Origin of the sequence: Lachnotalea glycerini (assembly GCF_003201285.1) — a bacterium.
In the GTDB taxonomy this organism is placed as follows: Bacteria; Bacillota; Clostridia; order Lachnospirales; family Lachnospiraceae; genus Lachnotalea; species Lachnotalea glycerini.
This window is the reverse complement of record NZ_QICS01000010.1, coordinates 46334-64294: the sequence shown is the minus strand read 5'-3', so window position 1 is coordinate 64294 and position 17961 is coordinate 46334. Positions and strand designations below refer to the sequence as shown.

The following is a 17961-nucleotide window of genomic DNA, read 5'->3' as shown; positions in this document are numbered from 1 at the left end:
AAACCTCCATATCATTAATCACAATGGCTTTCTATTCGCATGAATTATATCATTTTTCACTTTTTTTGGCAAATTTATTCTACCACTTCTGCTTCCTTTGAATCACTGTAAACGTCTTCGTTTTGGTAATCATAAAGTTCCGGTGACATGCCCGTTTTCACATAATAAGCCATATTGGCACCTGCTTCCTCACCAATTAGATTAAGTCCACCTTGAGTATAATGGACTTCATCTCTCATAAGTCCTAATGTGTCAAGCTCAACCGCCTTCGTTGATATAAGTATAAAGTCTTCATTATTCTTACACAATTCTGTCTGTGCCTCAATAATTGTATCATACATACCTGGTTCCTCGGTACGGATACCGATTCTAATGATAAAACACTTCTCTACCCCATTTTCCTGCATCACTGAAACAATATCTTTAATGGATGAAATGTACTCTTCCTGAGAGGTTTGCTTATTTCCATCACTTTCTCCTTGCAACCATACCATATAACTGTGTCTGATTACATAGCCATTTTCCGTTAACCAGCTTTTTGCTGTGTTGTATCGATTCACTGCGTCGGGAAGCAAAGTGCCGTCCTTTCGCCATGAATGTAAGGTGCTGCCACCTGCCGAGGCTGAAACAGCAATCACTGGTACCCCCGAGCCGCTATAATAGGAATTAACAAAGGACGATACTAAAGAACCAGTTTTCAAATCCTTGTCATCCACAGCTCCTTCTTTATTTTCATATTCACCAAAAGGCTCCTCGATGGGATATAATTTTGTTGGATCTGAAATTGCACGAAATTCATAGCCTGCACCATCTATTACAGTCGGTGCCATATCGCTGTCTCCCGTTCCGGACATATTGCTTTGCCCCATAAACATGACTAAATCCACTTCAGTGCCTTCACTAAGTGTAACTTCTTTATTTTTATTCCTATTCTCAAATAATACAAAAACAAGTGCACCTGTTACTACTAATAAAAGTATAGTAAGCAGTATTATAATTCTATTTTTTTTCTTCACTAAAACATCTCCAATTACTCTTGTCCTTTATCCTCTAGAAAAACTTTACGAGTGATAAAGTTATAAACCATTACTATGGCTGTTGCTATTATCTTAGCAAGCATATAATACACCATCATTTTTTCAACAGTAAACCACATGATAATTTGATTGATACCTAATCCAATCAGACTTAATACAACAAACAAGATAAATTCCTTTATTTTATTTGTGTCCTTTTTCGTATCAAAAACAAATTTAATGCTAAGAATATAATTTACAATTACTGAAACAGAAAACGAAATTGCGCTTGATATAAGATAATTAATTCCCAGATACTCTGTTGCAGCAAATAGCACGAAATAATCTATAAAGAAGCACAAAAAACCTACCACTCCAAATTTCATGATTTGCTCGATTAATTTTTTCATAAGTATAACTCCTCCGACTTAAAGTATGAAAGCGTATCTCTAAGTATTTTTACTGCTGCATCAAAGCTAAAGTATCGATTAATGTACTGAGGCATTTCAGCCGTCATTAAATTTAAAATCTGTGGACTTTGATATAGATGAATTAATGTATCAGCAAATGCTTCGGCCTTATTCTCTACCTTTATCACTTTTTCATAATCTTGTAAGCCCTGTACTCCTACCTCTGTAGTTATCACAGGAACATTATAGTAGAGAGCTTCAATCACTTTCCCCTTCATGCCAGCTCCGAACCGCAATGGTACGACAGCAGCTTTGGCATTGCAATAAGTCTCTTCTAATTCCTCTTCTGTAACAAATCCTCTTACAATTACATGCTCATCAGCCATATTTTTGATTTTATCTGGCGGATTAGAGCCTATAATCTGAAATCTAATATCCGGGATTTTATCTAATACTTCTGGAAATATTTCATTCACAAACCAACATACTGCATCCACATTCGGCTCATGCGCAAAACCACCGACAAATACTAAATCTTTACGATATCTAGCATCAAGTGGCTTTTTCTGATTGGATTTTTCATATACATAAACAGGGATAGCAGCAGCATTTATTTGGGGAGCTTCTTTCGCAATTTCCTCTATTTCGAGGTATGACGGATAATAAACAACATCCGCCTGCTCCATAATTGCATATTCTAAAATTTTCATTTGGTTCGCATGTGCCAATAGCAATTTATCTCTTGTCAGCTTATATTCCCGCATTTCTCTGGCATAATGAAGATCGTGTCCATAATATATTAGTTTTCCCTTAATACTGGTTTTTAAAACATCGAGGAATTTGTATGTGGTATAAGGACGATTTGAAAACACGAAATCAAAGTGTTTTCCATAATCCATAATCCACTGATCTATATTTAATAAATAGAAGCTGCCGGTTAACACTTCTACACCTAATTGCTCTAAATTACGTGTATAAACAGCATCGGCTTTAAAATCTTCCGGAATAAATTTCACCCGATGCCCCATTTTTATAAATGCCTTTATGTATGCAAGTGTAGACTTAGAACCTGCATCTCTATCATATTGTGGCACATATCGGTCTATAAATACAACCATTTTTTTATTGTTGCTTCTATCTCTGGCAAGAAATAGTCCATTTGGATTATCGCACTGATTTCTTAATTCTTTTGCCCATTTTTCCTTAAACTTTTCTTTATTCTCAATCTGATATTTCTTGATTCCATTCTCTGTATCGGTTCCATTAGATATCCCTTCATAGTGAATGACTATCGACTCAGGCTGAAATACTACCTTATAGCCTTCCTTTCTTGCCGCAAAAGCTAAATCAGTATCCTCATAATAGGCGGGTGCAAATCTCTCATCAAAGCCTCCGATTCTTTCCCATAGGCTTCGCCGAACCATCATGGCAGCCCCTGAAATATAATCCACTTCTTTAACATAATTATACTCCGGCTTGTCACTTGCATCGCCTCTTCCGTAATTCCAGCCATCTCCATTACTCCAAATCACAGCACCTGCTTCCTGCAAAATTCCATTTGGATATACAAGTTTAGAACCGGTAATACCTATCTTCTCATCCTGTTCCATTAATGCAACCAATGGACTTAGCCAACCGCTTACTACTGTTGTATCATTATTTAAGAATAACAGATAGCTGCCTCTCGCTTTCTTTGCAGCCTGATTGCAATTTTTAAGAAAACCTAAATTTTCTTGATTTCTCATCACGGTTACGTTAGCCGCAATTTGTAATAGCATTCGCGTTCTGTCAGTTGAAACGTCATCCGCAACAATAATCTCATAGGAAACTCCCGTGCTATTCTCCAAAATAGATTTCAAACATTGATAGGTATACTCAAATTGATTATATACCGGAATGATAATGGATACTTTCGGCTCATTTTCATATGGAAATTCTAATTTTTCATAATTTAGATTTTTTTTTTGAAACAGCCCCCTGATAACCTTAGCTGCTTTAACAGGTGCTCGTCCTACTTTATACATCGGGTTGGCACGCATTTTATTAATAATTTCCTCCAAATCGCGAATATACTGATCCTTATCTTGAAGGGTATTATCCTTAATATGACATAACTCATTCAGATGTTCGATATCTTTATCCTTATTTTGCAGCATTTTAAAGCTGCTTAAATCAAATCCTTCTTCCTCCAGATTTTCTCTGGACTTAATTGGCTTCTTATAATGATCGGTATAGATATACTCTCTATTTTTTCCATGTGCATAATGCTGATAATGATCCTCCATTTCAAAATAGCGATCCGCTAAAGCAGATGCAAAGCCAAAGTATTCCAAAAATTCTTCCTCTGTCATATATTTTTCCAAATACATTCGATATCTTTGATAAAAATAGAATACACTTCTGTATTTCAGATACTCAACCGGAACCAGACAATCTACTACCCATTCACAATCAAGGCAATATAACTTGTCATCCTTTTCAATAAAATTATCATACATACTGTCAATATTGGCAGGCTTTACAGCCACACCCTTTAGATCAAGTGCATCGTCACCGAAAATCTCTCGAAACTGATCAGACATTTGAAATTCCTGTAAATATTCCGTATGAAAAGAAAAGATACGTTCATTCATTCTATCAATTTGCTTTAACAAAGTATCCTTTTGATCAATTAATTCAAATAAAGAATCCTGCAGGGTAACCCCATCAATAAATTCATATATCGCTGATTTTCCTTGTATATTAGGCAAAAGAACCTCGATATTTTTCAGTACTTTACTAATTTGACCAGACTTTTCTTTCAGACTTTCTATATGAGGTATCGCTTCTACATTTAAAGCTTTCTTTTCTACATAGGAAATACCGTTTTCCTCATAAATGGAAGTACTAATTTGATAATTTATCCTTCTTGTTCTATTATATTTTACAAATAAGACATTCTTCATGTTAACCTCCAAAATAACATAAACCGAGAATATACATCGGTTATGCTTTCGCAAAAATCAAAAAGGAATTTGAAAAATATTCAAATTTATGATCCTTACATAGTTGATCGTATACAATATCTTCATCAAATAATTTAAACCTAGCTCTGTCATAAGCAACCGACATATTTCTAAGGTCGCCCGATTTTGGCAAATATTCCTGCGCGTATACTGCATTTGGCAGCTTGTAATCAGGTACAGGATAATAAAATTCATTTCCCTGATACCCTGCACTACATAATAATTCTTCAATTTCATTTTTTGAAAAAGTTCTCACACTGGAAACGTTTTTATAATTTTCAATGCCATCGAATAAGTTACCTGTATGATCTTCCATTGCACCTGCAAAGTATTTTAAGCCAAATTTATTTTCAATTGCAATGATAAGCTTTCCATTTGGCTTTAGAAATTTCTTAACTCTTCTAAGCATCTCTTCATATGGCTTGTCTGCACTAATATAACTGTCAGCATATTCCAAAACACCAATCAAGGTCACATAGTCAAAGGTTTCTGTAAGTTCAATATCCTCAAAATTTCCTACCATAATTTCTAAATTGTCATATTGCTTGTTTCTTTCCGCATTAATCATAGAACGTCTTTTAGATAATTCAATGCCTACTACCCGTTTCACTTTTTCACAAAAAAGACCTGAAATAGCGCCGCAGCCTGAGCCAATTTCTAAAATAGAGGCATTCTTATCAAAATCATACCATTCCAATATATTTTGTCTGATTGGTGATAAATGATACAAAATAGCCCAATCATCATCTTGCATAAGACGCTTTTGTATGTCTTCTTTATTTTTAAAAATTTCTAGTATTTTATCCTCTACTTCTCCGTCACTATAAAGATCTTCGCCCTTATAGTATGTGAGATTCAAAACCTCTTTACTCATTGCTACCTCCATTCAAGCGAAAAGCGTTGTTTATTCTGCTGCTTGCTTTTACTCTTCATCAAAAACCACTGCGCTATCCATGTCATACACGCCAACGGTATTTTTATTGGATATTACACTGATGTTAATCACATCATACATACGGTCATAGATGACAAATTCTCCGTTCTCAAAACCGGTACATCCAAGAGATATTAAATAATCCTTGCCTTGAAGCATCATTTTTTGTGTAAAGGATACGACATACGTCTTACCTGCTTCCACCATGCGGATTCCAGTATTTTCAACCAGCGTATTCGTACCTGCAAGCTCTGTTCCCTTTGTATCTTTAATGGTAAATGCAAATATCGGTTCACTTATAGTTTCATTAAATTTTACTTTCATTTTAATGGTGAACTCTTTGCCTTTCATAATCAAATTTGTAAGCCTCTCCTGTTCATCAAATAGCCCAACATCCACAATTTCAGCTCTCTTGTCACCATAAATATTCTGTTCCGGATTCACGGATAACTGGCTCATCCACTTTTTCTTACCATCTACCTGTATAGCAGCCGCTTCAACAGTAGCTTCTGTTTTATTTGGATCATATTGATTTGCTAATATCTTCTTGTACAAATCCACAATCTTGTTTGGCTTGCCTTCCTCTACGAAGTTACCTCGGTTCAATAAGATAGCTTTATCACAATACTTAATTATACTACTCATATCGTGCGTAACAAGTAGAATCGTAGTTCCTTTTTGCTTTATTTCATTGATTTTATTAAAACATTTAGCCTGAAAGAAAACATCTCCTACTGACAATGCCTCATCAACGATTAATATCTCTGGTTCAACATTAATTGCAGTAGCAAAGGCAAGACGAACCAGCATACCACTGGAATAAGTCTTAACAGGTTGATATACGAAATCTCCAATGTCTGCAAAATCAAGGATATCCTTAAGTTTTTCTTCCATTTCCTTTTTCGTAAAGCCCATCATAGTACCATTTAAATATATATTTTCAATACCCGTGTATTCCATATTAAAGCCTGCTCCAAGCTCTAGAAGCGCAGAAATTTTGCCCTTTATTTCTACACTTCCCTGCGTTGGGGTCAATACACCTGTAATAATCTTCAAAATTGTTGATTTACCCGAACCATTAGTACCTACAATACCAACTGTTTCTCCCTGCTCTACATCAAAAGAAATATCATTCAGCGCATAAAAACTCTTATGATAAATCCTCTTGAAAGGACTCAATGTCTCTTTCAGACGATCAATCGGTTTTTCATAAAGATTATAAACCTTACTCAAATTGTTAACACGAATCGCAAACATCAAAATTCTCTCTTTCTACTCTGAGCACTTAGAGAGTGTATTTAACTCTCTTATGTGCGAATGTACTCATTTTTCCTTAGCGAGGTTCTTTCGAGCTTAGTAAAAATAAGTTTCCTTGTTCATGCACTTAGAGAGTGTATTTTACTCTCTTATGTGCGAATGTACTCTCATTTCTATAACACATCGGCAAAATGCGGCTTTAGTTTTTTAAACAGCTTAAGTCCTATCACAAATACGATTGCTGTAAAGACCCAAAAATATAAGGTATCGCCTGGCTTCTCCCAAAAACCTGTATGATTGATAAAGCTTGACCGATATCCATCTACAATGTAATACATAGGATTTAATTTCAAAATCCATACATAGGAATCCATTCCCTTAAACATACTTGGTGCCCACATAATTGGTGTACCCCAAATACCAAATTGCAATGCTATATTTACAATTTGTACCATATCTCTAAATAATACAGTCACAGATGATGTGATAAATGACAACCCGATCAATAGTACAAATAAGCAAAATGTATAGTAAAGTACTTGTAGCCAATACAACGATGGTGCTCTCCCATAAAACAGATATAAAATAACCATAATTATGATAAAAATCACATGTACAAACATGCATGATATAATCTTTACCATAGGCAAAACACTAACCTTGAATACTACTTTTTTAACCAAATAACTGTACTCACACAGGCAGTTTGTTGCATGATTGAGTGCTTCACTTAAGAAAAACCAAGGTACAATCCCAGGTACGAGCCATACCACATACGGCTCATCTACTGGCGGCCTGGAACCAAAACCCTGCTGAAATATTAAATAATAGATTAAAATAGTTACAATGGGTTGCACGAATATCCATGCAACCCCAAAATACGAACCTACAAATCGTTTGCGAAAGTCTGCGACTGCTAAAGACATGATAAGCTTTCGTTTGCCCAAAACATCTTTTATACTTTCTATAAAACTCATAATCAACCTCTCTATTTCTTAAGCGCCGAAATTCCTTCCCATTTGGTATCCTTATCCGATAAGATTAATTCCATACCCTTTGGTATCGGCCACTCTATTCCAATTTCAGAATCACTCCACAAAATTCCACCTTCATCATTCGGATGATAGAAATCTGTACACTTATATGCAAACTCCGCTGTATCAGAAAGAACTAAAAAGCCATGTGCAAAATTTTTAGGAATAAAAAACTGTTTCTTATTCTCGGCTGATAAGATAATTCCAAACCATTTACCATATGTCTTAGAGCCTTCTCTTAAATCTACTGCAACATCAAATACCTCTCCGCTTACCACTCTCACCAGCTTATCCTGAGGAAAATTCTTTTGAAAATGTAAGCCTCTAAGGACACCTTTTTGCGAGCTAGACTGATTATCTTGTACAAACTGACAATCAATTCCTGCCTCTTTGAAGTCGTTATAATTATAAGTCTCTATAAAATATCCTCTTTCATCACCAAATACTGTAGGTTCTATGACTCTTAAGCCTTCAATTTCACATGTTGTAACTTTAATTTTTCCCATCTCAATAGCCTCTCTTTATTATAATCCATTTGCAATATCCATTAGATACTGTCCGTATGCTGTTTTCAACAATGGCTGTGCCAGATTGATTAGCTGTTCCTTATCGATAAAGCCTCTCTTATAAGCAATTTCCTCAATGCAAGAGATATATAAGCCCTGACGCTTTTGGAAAGCAGCAACAAAATCCGCTGCATCTAGTAAAGAATCATGATTACCCGTATCCAGCCACGCAAATCCTCTTCCTAATGTTTCTACGCTAAGTGTTCCCCTGTTTAAGTATTCATTATTAACACTAGTAATTTCTATTTCGCCTCGGGCTGATGGCTTCACATTTTTAGCTATTTCTACTACGTCATTATCGTAAAAATACAAACCGGGTACCGCATAGTTAGATTTTGGATTCTGCGGTTTTTCTTCTATTGATAGAGCCTTGCCATTTTGATCAAATTCAACAACTCCATATTCTCTTGGATCTCTTACATAATAACCAAATATGGTTGCTCCCTTTTCTCTTGTTGCTGCTCTATTTAAAACATCTGAAAAGCTCTGTCCGTAAAAAATATTATCTCCTAATACCAATGCCACATTATCATTTCCAATAAAATGTTCACCAACTAAAAACGCATCTGCCAGTCCTCTTGGTGATTCCTGAATGGCATAGGACATGCTGAGTCCCAATTGTTCTCCGGTTCCAAACAATTCTTCGAATACCGGCAAATCTCTCGGAGTAGAAATAATGAGTACATCTCTGATACCGGCCAACATTAAAGTTGATAATGGATAATAAATCATTGGTTTATCATAAACCGGCATAATTTGTTTTGAAATTGCTTTCGTAAGTGGATATAGGCGAGTTCCTGAACCGCCTGCTAAGATAATTCCTTTCATGAATCCGTTCCTCCATTGTTTCGCTTAAACGCATGATAGGCAGTACCCAAATTAGACTGGATACTGCCGCTTATATCCTTTATTTATACATCTCCTGATAATATTTCTGGTAATCACCACTTGTTACGTTTTTGAGCCATGCTTCATTATCAAAATACCATTTAATTGTAAGTCTGATTCCATCTTTAAACATAGTTTCTGGATACCAGCCAATCTCTTCCTTTATTTTATCCGGCGCAATTGCATATCGCTTATCATGACCTTTTCGATCCTCAACATAAGTGATTAGCTCCTTACTTACAAGCTTTCTTCTCTCGTCATTTTCAGGTAGCATCTCCTGTAATGTTTCCAGAATTATATTAATAATCTCTATATTTTGTTTTTCATTATGTCCGCCAATATTATATCTCTCACCAATTTTTCCATTTTCCTGAACCAAATCAATGGCTTTCGCATGATCATCTACATACAGCCAGTCTCTTACATTGGTACCTGTTCCGTATACCGGAAGCTTTTTTCCTTGTAATGCATTATTGATAATCAGTGGAATCAACTTCTCTGGGAACTGATAAGGACCATAGTTATTACTGCAATTTGTTATATTTGCAGGGAATTTGTATGTGTCTATATAAGCCTTGACCAGCATATCAGAAGATGCCTTACTTGCAGAGTATGGGCTGTGCGGATCAATCGGAGTCGTTTCATAGAAATAAGAATCCTCTTCCTCTAAGGAACCGTATACTTCATCCGTTGATACATGTAAAAATTTCTTGTCTGCTTTGAAGCTTCCGTCCTCTAATATCCATGCATTTTTTGCTGCATTTAACATAACTAAGGTTCCAAGAACATTGGTTTGAACAAAAACCTCTGGATTCTTAATACTCCTGTCAACATGACTTTCTGCAGCAAAGTGTACCACACGGTCTATGTTATTTTCAGCAAAAATCTTCTCAATTGCCACTTTATCACATATATCTGCCTTGACAAAGGTATAGTTATCTCTATCCTCTAGTGCCTTAAGATTCTCTAGATTTCCTGCATAAGTTAATGCATCTACATTTATAATTCTAATCTGATTGTCATATTTTCTAAACATATAGTGTATATAGTTTGAGCCTATAAAGCCTGCTCCACCTGTAACTAAATATGTTCTCATGTTTTATTCCTCCAAATTTGTGTTTTCTTGCATATCTTGAACAATTATACCATTATAAGCCAGATGCATCAAGAAGTATTTTCATTGGTGCATACTTACAATCTACTATATTATTGGGAAAGCTTTTTTAAATTAGCTAACTCCTTCTTTGCCGCCGGCAGACTAAAGGAGCCGTACCGATAAAGGCTATAACCTGCATAGCCTGCGCTTTTTGCAGATTTGTACTGATTATACAGGTTTGAAGTGCTGTTTCCCCAACCGTAGTCATTTCCCCAGGCCGTTTCGAGAGAAACACCTACCTTATACAGTGCCAGTCCTGCATACAATGCCGTATTGTTTTGATTTATGCCAATCCACTGTTTCATTGTATTCGTAAACATTTTAGTGGAAACTCCGCTCTTGGTTACATAATCATCTGACCAATAGAGCTGAGGACATATATAATCTACATATCCGGATTCCGACAGCCATGTATCAACATCGCATCCTATCGATTGAGCATATTCAATATTTCCGGCAGGACTGATTCCAAATAATACATTGGATTTAATGTATTTGATTTTAGCATATACCTGCCTGATCATATTATTCACATTTTTCATCTTGACTGACTGACTTGTGCTATCTGTAGATAAATAAAAGTAATCATCAAAATGAATGCCATCTATATCATAATTTCTAACAATTTCCTCTACTCCGCCTACTATTTTCTTAACAGCACTGCTGCTTGCAGGATTGACTCTTCCCCCGTCAGAAGTTCGATACGGATTAATCCATGCCTGAAAGGATAAGCCTTTCTTGTGTGCCTCCTCAACCATAATCTTAAGTGGATCATAATCTGGTCCATCAGAATCCGAGGTGATAAAGTTCGCCCATTTATAATAACCGGACGGATAAATTGCATCGCCAAAAGCTCTTACATGAACAATCACTGTATTGATATTCTGAGCCAGAACAGTATCATATATTGCATTTATATTTTTTGTAAATTCACTTTCACTCTTATCCTTAAGTGTGTCATAATCTAAATATGATATCCACACTGCTCGCATATTGTCCGAGGTATCGATACCTCCCGAACCCCCTTGGGGTATGGTTACGCTACATGCAGATTTTGTGCCTTTTGTCCCATTGCTAACCGAATATATTCTATAATAATAAGTCACGTTAGGCGTCAGGTTGCTATCATAATACTTTGCTGACTTTGTTTCACCGATCTTTGTAAAATCTTTGTTCTTATTGGTAGAACGATACACATAATAGCTGGATGCGCCTTTTGCTTTCTTCCATGTTAATTTTACAGTTGTATCATCTACCACTCTTGCCTTTAACTTTGTGATTTTATCAGGCTTTGTATATGCTTTTATTATTTTTTCAGTGCCCATTAGAGAATCCGCATATGGAACTACTTTATAATAGTATATTTTTCCGCACGAGACTTTATTTTTATATGATGTGGAACTAGTCGTCTTTACTTTCTTATAACTGCCGTCTTGAGTTGTGGATCGATATATCACATATTTTGTTGCGCCCTTGCTCGCTTTCCAAGATAGTGTAATTGTTTTGTAATTTTCTGCTTTATATTTTAATGACTTAACAGCCTTAGGTCCTTTCGGTATCCGTAATGCTTTTGAAGATAGTGCCTTTGCTGATTCTGTTTCATTGCTAACGGAATAAATCTTATAATAATAGGTTTTTCCTTGTTTTAAATTTTTATCCGAATATTTTAATTTTTTCGTTTCTGTTATTTTTTCAAAACCAGTGTTTTTCTTTTCCGAGCGGTAAATTGCATAACTTTCTGCTCCCTTTCCTTTTTTCCAGGAAAGTTTTACCGTTGTATTTTTAACGGTTGCACTCAATCGACTTGCTTTTTCTGGCTTCGTATTTACTTTAATAACAGTTTCTGCACCTTGTATTACATCAGCATAGGGTACCACCTTATAATAGTATATTTTCCCGCATGAAACTTTACTCTCATATGAGGTTGATGAAGTAGACGTTACTTTTTCATAGGAACCGGCCTCCTCAAAAGCAACATATATAGCGTACTCTGTTGCACCTTCACTTACATCCCAGGTAAGCTTAATTGTTTTATAATTCAATGACTGGTAATTCAGATTAGTAACTGCTGCCGGTCCTGTTACACCTATCTGCAACCCTGTTTTATCAACTTCTGAATCTGTAGTAACCGTTTGGCTGTCATCACTCGTCTTCTCATTCGATTGGGGTAAGCTGTCTGTCTGATTTTCTGACTGTTGGTTATCCGATTGTTCTGTTGTATCTTCTATCGTTTCCTGTTTATTTTCCGTTATATCTGACGCATTATTATCTACCGTAACTTCACTTGTCGAATCTTCGACAATAGAGGATTCCTCATCTATTGTATAGTTTCCCACTTCCACCTCCTGATTTGTATCTACCAAGGCAGTATTACTGCCTTGTACCTCTAGCTCATTGCTAGAAGCCAAGGCAGTTAATGAAGTGATAGGAAATAGCATTACGGCTGTCAGAATCATTGCAATAATCCTTTTATTCACAGCACTCTTTTCTCCTATTATTTTTTACTTAATCCGTAATATTCAGCTATTGCCGTTGCTGTTGCAACACCAATTGACTTAAGCCCGCTTTCCGTTGAAAGAATGTCTTGGTCGTCTGAGCCTGTGAGAAATGCGCTTTCCACAATAATACCTGGAAATCCTCTTGATACACTATTTCTTATAACAGAATAATAGTCGTTTACTCCATCTGATGAAAGCTTTGTTTTTACACCGCGATTGTTAAGTCCCAGTCCAGTTAACCGATAGAGAATCTGTGTTCCAAGCTTTGTAGAAGCCGTATTATAGTTATCCTTTAACGATACATATACTTCTGATCCATTCGCAGAAGCACTTGCCGAATTCAGATGCTGGCTTACAAATAAATCAGCCCCATAATTCTTTGCTATAATTGTTCTTTCCTCTAATCCCACATAAGTATCTGTTGTTCTTGTCATTTTAACAATAACTCCGCTGTATTTTTCAAGTTCGGCTTTTGTATATTTTGAAATTTTTAAGTTTAAGTCTTTCTCAACGAATGGGCCTGATGTTGCACCTCCATCAGTGCCTCCATGTCCCGGATCCAATACAACAACTACGCCTGTCGCTTCCTGATCTACACTTACTTCGCAGGTTGCTGTTACACCATTGCAGGCAGTTGCCGTGATGATAGTTACTCCTGCCGCAACTGCAGTCACAACACCTTTTTTCGAAACAGTAGCAATCTTACTGTCTGCACTCGACCACGTAATTGAACTATTTGACACTGATGTTGGCTTAAAGGTTACTTTTAGCTTACTGGTTTCACCTGATTCCATTTCCAGCGTACTTGAGCTCATATAAACCTTACTTGGATTGACATAAGATGTTTTCGTATAGCTGCTGTTAACACTACCGGCTCTTGCATATACTCTATAATAATAAGTTTTTCCATTCTTTAAATTCGTATCTGAATAAGTTAATTCAGTAGTATCCGCTATTTTTTTATAGCCTTTATTTTCACTGGTGGACCTATAAATCAAATAAGTTTGTGCACCATTTGCTGCTGACCAGGTTAATGAAATATTTTTGCCACCTGCTGTTGCCGCCTTTAAATTTTTAACAGCAGACGGTTTAATCTTAACATATGCTGCTTTTGACATTTTACCTTCTACTTTATTTGTCACTGCACATATTTTATAATAATATTTTGTACCTGCCGTAACTGTTTTATCTGTATATGTCTTCTTGCTTTTTGATACCGTTTTAATTAAAGTATAACCTGAATTCTTGGAAGTGGAACGATAAATATTATATCCACCTGCACCCTTTGCTTTATCCCATGTTAATTTCACAGATTTATATGACTTACAAACTGCTTTTACATTCGTAGGAGCAGCAGATATTGGAGTTGCAGAAACAATCGAGCTCTCTCCTCCCTTAGCCTTATCGGAATAGGATACTACTTTATAATAATAGGTAACACCTGTTTTACATGTAGAATCGGTATGATTTGTTGTAGTTACCGTTTTCAGTTTTTTATAGCCGCTGTCTTCTTTTGTAGAACGATAGATTATATATTTGGTTGCACCACTTGCCTTTTTCCACGAAAGCTTAATTGCATTATATGCACTTCTTGAAGCTTTCAGCTTCGTTACCGCTGCTGCCGCTGCTTTCAGTGATACTTCATTACTGGCTTCACTTTCATAATCACCATTAACTGCCGTTACCTTGAAAGTGTATTTGGTACCGGTTTTAAGACCGGAGTTCTTGTAATTTGTACTTTCTACCGAAGTAATTAGTTTAAACGCGCCACCTTTTGTTGATCTGTATATATTATATTTTAATGCTCCGTCTACTGCAGTCCAATTTAGCTTAACACTGGTTGCTGAAGACTGTACTGCACTTAATGACTGTGGTGCTGCAAGTGAGGTCTGAGCTGTTACCTGTGAACTTGCCGCACTTTTTAGCATTTCATTTGATTCATTATATACAAATGCATACACTTGATATTTATATTCTTTGCCAACTGCAATGGTGGTATCTGTGTACTCAGTTGATTCAATTCTTGTCAGTTCCGTATACGCTGTCTCTGTACCGGTCTGAATTCTCTCTACTATGTATCCTTTAGCATTTGCTACACTACTCCAAGCGATTTTTACGCTATTATAACTATTAACTGTTGCTGTAACATTAATCGGTATCTCTGGCGCTACGATAGCTGACTGTTGTGCTGTGACAGCTGCTGTATTTGCCTCTACACCTGTATTAGTTGTTGTATTTGTATTGTCAGTTTGTGCTGTTGTATCGTTTGAATCCGTAGTATTTGTATCTGCATTCTCTGTTGTTGTATCATCTGTTTGTGCTGTTTCATTGGTTACTTGAATACTGGTTTCGGATTCATCTACAACAGTCGCACTCTCATCAACACTATAAGAACCCTTTTCTATAGCAGACTCTGTTTCTGTAGAATCTGTGCTTGTAGAGTCTGTGTCTGTAGAATTCGTATCTGCGGCAGCCGTTAAAATACCTGCTACTGCAAAAAAGGCAGCTGGTCGGTTAACCGACGCTTCTGCCTTTGCTGTTTTACCTATAGCAAACCAATCAGCCTTGATTGTACCACTCTTAATTACAAGACCTTTCTCACCAAGTGTGCTGTTATTTAATACTCCAACACTTTTGATTCCTGTTGCTAATAAATCAGCATTATCTAAATTAATGATGCCTTCATTAATAATTACTATTCCATTTTCTGTACTGTTAACCATGCTTCCTTCGCCTTTAATGTTAAGTGTAACATTTTCAGAAACATGCATTAAGGCATTTGCCTTTTCAGATGTTATCTTATAACCATTCAGCTCGATTGTTATCTCAGCTTTTTCTAAGGTATTTGGAAGTGCAAGTTCTAACATTTCATCAATTTGTAAATCCTCTGACAATGTTATTGTACCGTTTTCCAAAAGGGCTTCATTTAACATCTGTTGTTCTTTTATCTCTTTTTTCGTAGTACTTGATTCAGTTGCTGTACTCTCATCTGTTGAAGAACTCGTATCTGTTGAGGTACTCGTATCTGTTGAGGTACTCGTATCTGTTGAGGTACTCGTATCTGTTGAGGTACTCGTATCTGTTGAGGTACTCGCATCTGTTACTGTACTTTCATCTGTTACTGTACTTTCATCTGTTACTGTACTCTCTTCTGTAGTATCCGTCAAAACTTCATTCGCATCGGATGCTGTATCCGTAGATTCGCTTGCTGTCGCTTCTTGCGTGTCTTCTACCCCTGTTTGTGCTTCTGTAACTGCTTCTGTTTGTGTATTTGAGTTCTCAGTCGCATTAACCGGCATTTCAAGTCCTGTAAACGTCAAAGCAGTTGCCATACTGATTGCCAAAACTTTTTTAATTAATCGCATATCTTCTCCTCTTCCTTATTATTAAATAGTAACCATGAGAAACATCATTTGTGATTTTCTCAAGTTATTGCAGCATTTGTCAAATGCTTCTTAAAATCAGAGCATTATCCTCATTACCTATGTAAATAGAATGGAAGCGCTTAGGCTTTTAAATTTGTCCACTTAAGTAAGATTATAAATCACACAAAAACCAATGTCAAAGCCAATTTGTTTACAATTTGCTTAACTTCCTATCATATAACCTTAAGTTTTACATTTTTGTAAATTTTTACTATGTATAACTATTTGGCTTTCATTTTTGCTGACAACTTTTATCAACAATATTGACAAGTATTTTTACCTCTGTTACACTTATTCTGAGTATATATTGCTAATAATTAGGTGATTTTTTATTATTTAGAGAAAGAAGAATTAGAGGTATTAAAATTGTATAATAAAGAACAATTTAAAAGGTTGGTTATTTTCGTCGAAATGGCGGCACTTATCGCTTTGGAGGCTTTGGTTTTTTGGATTGTATGGACAAACTATTATAATCACAAGATACCGCTTCCATACTGGAGACGCGGACATTGGGTCGTAGTGATTTTATATGTTTTGTTAATGTATTTAATTTCAAGAATCTATGGCGGTTTTAAGATTGGGTACCTTAGACTGTCAGATGTCATTTACTCACAGATACTATCTATGATAATTGTGAATTTTATTACTTATCTACAGATTTGTCTGATAGGCCGCTCCATTATGAACATAAACCCCATCCTCTACGTTGTAACGATAGATACAGGAATCATCTGTGTATGGTCAGCAATCAGCAGATATCTCTATATCAGTCTATATCCGCCTCATAAAATGATTATGATTTACGGCGACAGAGATACCACTGCATTAATTAATAAAATGAGCTCACGAAAAGATAAATACGACATAAAGGAAAGTGTCCATATCAGTGAGGGTGAAGATATTATTTTAGAAAAAATACTCGGCTACGAAGCTGTAATAATAAGTGATGTTCCTGCACAGATACGAAATAATATTTTAAAATATTGTTTTAAATATTCGATTCGTGTCTATGTCACCCCAAAGCTGTCTGATATCATTATTCTAGGCTCAGACAACATTCATTTGTTCGATTCACCGCTTCTATTATCAAGAAACAGCGGGCTGAACATGGAGCAGGCATTTGCAAAACGTTTATTAGATCTCGTTTTATCTTTAATTTTGTTGGTAATTGCTTCTCCTTTTATGTTGATCATCGCCTTGCTTGTTAAACTCTATGATGGTGGACCAATCTTGTATAAGCAGGAACGATTAACCATTGGCGGTAAGAAATTTATGATTTTCAAATTCAGAAGTATGAAAATGGATTCAGAAAAACATGGAGCCAGACTCGCTATGAAAAATGATGACAGGGTGACTCCAGTTGGCAGAATCTTAAGAAATATACATTTTGATGAGCTTCCCCAAATATTTAACATTATTAAGGGCGACATGTCCTTAGTTGGTCCAAGACCAGAAAGACCAGTGATTGCAAAACAATACGAGGAAGATATCCCGGAATTTTCGTTCCGCTTAAAGGTGAAAGCAGGTCTTACCGGATATGCGCAGGTTTACGGCAAATACAATACGACTCCTTATGATAAGCTAAAACTGGATTTGATGTATGTCGAAAATTATTCCGTATGGCTTGATCTTAAACTAATGTTAATGACTTTTAAAATATTATTCCAAAAAGAGAATACAGAAGGCGTTGAAAGATGGCAGAAAACTGCATCGAAAACAGAGGGGAAAAAGACGCCTCAATCTAGTAAAAAATAAAGGAAATAAAAGATTTG

12 protein-coding genes and 1 pseudogene are annotated in these 17961 nt (G+C 36.0%); 1 reads left to right on the top strand and 12 read right to left on the bottom strand.

The window, feature by feature from the left end; genetic code table 11:
- Positions 1–74: 74 nt before the first annotated feature.
- From C8E03_RS16235 to C8E03_RS16185, 12 genes and pseudogenes are all read right to left on the bottom strand, one after another.
- Positions 75–1016 carry a sialate O-acetylesterase gene (locus tag C8E03_RS16235; RefSeq protein ID WP_110291587.1) on the bottom strand — a complete coding sequence of 314 codons (942 nt, stop codon included), beginning with the start codon at positions 1014–1016 and terminating at the stop codon, positions 75–77.
- Positions 1017–1030: 14 nt separating this feature from the next.
- Positions 1031–1426, bottom strand: coding sequence for a GtrA family protein (locus C8E03_RS16230; protein ID WP_094380262.1), 396 nt, complete (start codon positions 1424–1426; stop codon positions 1031–1033).
- Positions 1423–2112 (bottom strand): glycosyltransferase family 4 protein, encoded by a 690-nt coding sequence (locus tag C8E03_RS23030; RefSeq protein ID WP_456298598.1) that lies wholly within the window; start codon positions 2110–2112, stop codon positions 1423–1425. The genes C8E03_RS16230 and C8E03_RS23030 overlap by 4 nt, the downstream gene beginning before the upstream one ends.
- A 525-nt stretch (positions 2113–2637) precedes the next feature.
- Positions 2638–3342, bottom strand: a pseudogene (locus C8E03_RS23025) (glycosyltransferase family 2 protein); the annotation flags it as partial.
- A 1069-nt stretch (positions 3343–4411) separates the two neighbouring features.
- Positions 4412–5305, bottom strand: coding sequence for a class I SAM-dependent methyltransferase (locus C8E03_RS16220; RefSeq protein WP_242993602.1), 894 nt, complete (start codon positions 5303–5305; stop codon positions 4412–4414).
- 48 nt (positions 5306–5353) lie between these two features.
- A complete protein-coding gene (locus C8E03_RS16215; protein ID WP_094380257.1) occupies positions 5354–6622 on the bottom strand; it encodes an ABC transporter ATP-binding protein in 1269 nt (422 codons plus the stop codon).
- Positions 6623–6795: 173 nt separating this feature from the next.
- A complete protein-coding gene (locus C8E03_RS16210; protein WP_110291585.1) occupies positions 6796–7599 on the bottom strand; it encodes an ABC transporter permease in 804 nt (267 codons plus the stop codon).
- 11 nt (positions 7600–7610) lie between these two features.
- Positions 7611–8162 carry a dTDP-4-dehydrorhamnose 3,5-epimerase gene (rfbC, locus tag C8E03_RS16205; RefSeq protein ID WP_110291584.1) on the bottom strand — a complete coding sequence of 184 codons (552 nt, stop codon included), beginning with the start codon at positions 8160–8162 and terminating at the stop codon, positions 7611–7613.
- Between the two features lie 18 nt (positions 8163–8180).
- Entirely contained in the window at positions 8181–9050 is an 870-nt protein-coding gene (gene rfbA / locus C8E03_RS16200; RefSeq protein ID WP_110291583.1) for a glucose-1-phosphate thymidylyltransferase RfbA, read from the bottom strand.
- 79 nt (positions 9051–9129) lie between these two features.
- A complete protein-coding gene (rfbB, locus tag C8E03_RS16195) occupies positions 9130–10206 on the bottom strand; it encodes a dTDP-glucose 4,6-dehydratase (RefSeq protein WP_110291582.1) in 1077 nt (358 codons plus the stop codon).
- A 110-nt stretch (positions 10207–10316) separates the two neighbouring features.
- On the bottom strand, positions 10317–12743 hold the full coding sequence (locus tag C8E03_RS16190; RefSeq protein WP_110291581.1) for a family 10 glycosylhydrolase: 2427 nt from the start codon (positions 12741–12743) through the stop codon (positions 10317–10319).
- A 17-nt stretch (positions 12744–12760) separates the two neighbouring features.
- Positions 12761–16129: an N-acetylmuramoyl-L-alanine amidase gene (locus C8E03_RS16185; protein ID WP_110291580.1), complete on the bottom strand. Its 3369-nt coding sequence runs from the start codon at positions 16127–16129 to the stop codon at positions 12761–12763.
- A gap of 426 nt (positions 16130–16555) precedes the next feature.
- Between C8E03_RS16185 and C8E03_RS16180 the strand changes: the two genes are divergently transcribed.
- On the top strand, positions 16556–17944 hold the full coding sequence (locus tag C8E03_RS16180) for an exopolysaccharide biosynthesis polyprenyl glycosylphosphotransferase (RefSeq protein WP_110291579.1): 1389 nt from the start codon (positions 16556–16558) through the stop codon (positions 17942–17944).
- Positions 17945–17961: the final 17 nt, after the last annotated feature.

Bases quoted from the DNA above. Each gene is read 5' to 3' on its own strand.
- C8E03_RS16230 (WP_094380262.1), bottom strand. From the start codon at position 1,426: ATGAAAAAATTAATCGAGCAAATCATGAAATTTGGAGTGGTAGGTTTT.
- C8E03_RS23030 (WP_456298598.1), bottom strand. From the start codon at position 2,112: ATGGAGCAGGCGGATGTTGTTTATTATCCGTCATACCTCGAAATAGAG.
- C8E03_RS16220 (WP_242993602.1), bottom strand. From the start codon at position 5,305: ATGAGTAAAGAGGTTTTGAATCTCACATACTATAAGGGCGAAGATCTT.
- C8E03_RS16215 (WP_094380257.1), bottom strand. From the start codon at position 6,622: ATGTTTGCGATTCGTGTTAACAATTTGAGTAAGGTTTATAATCTTTAT.
- C8E03_RS16210 (WP_110291585.1), bottom strand. From the start codon at position 7,599: ATGAGTTTTATAGAAAGTATAAAAGATGTTTTGGGCAAACGAAAGCTT.
- rfbC (WP_110291584.1), bottom strand. From the start codon at position 8,162: ATGGGAAAAATTAAAGTTACAACATGTGAAATTGAAGGCTTAAGAGTC.
- rfbA (WP_110291583.1), bottom strand. From the start codon at position 9,050: ATGAAAGGAATTATCTTAGCAGGCGGTTCAGGAACTCGCCTATATCCA.
- rfbB (WP_110291582.1), bottom strand. From the start codon at position 10,206: ATGAGAACATATTTAGTTACAGGTGGAGCAGGCTTTATAGGCTCAAAC.
- C8E03_RS16185 (WP_110291580.1), bottom strand. From the start codon at position 16,129: ATGCGATTAATTAAAAAAGTTTTGGCAATCAGTATGGCAACTGCTTTG.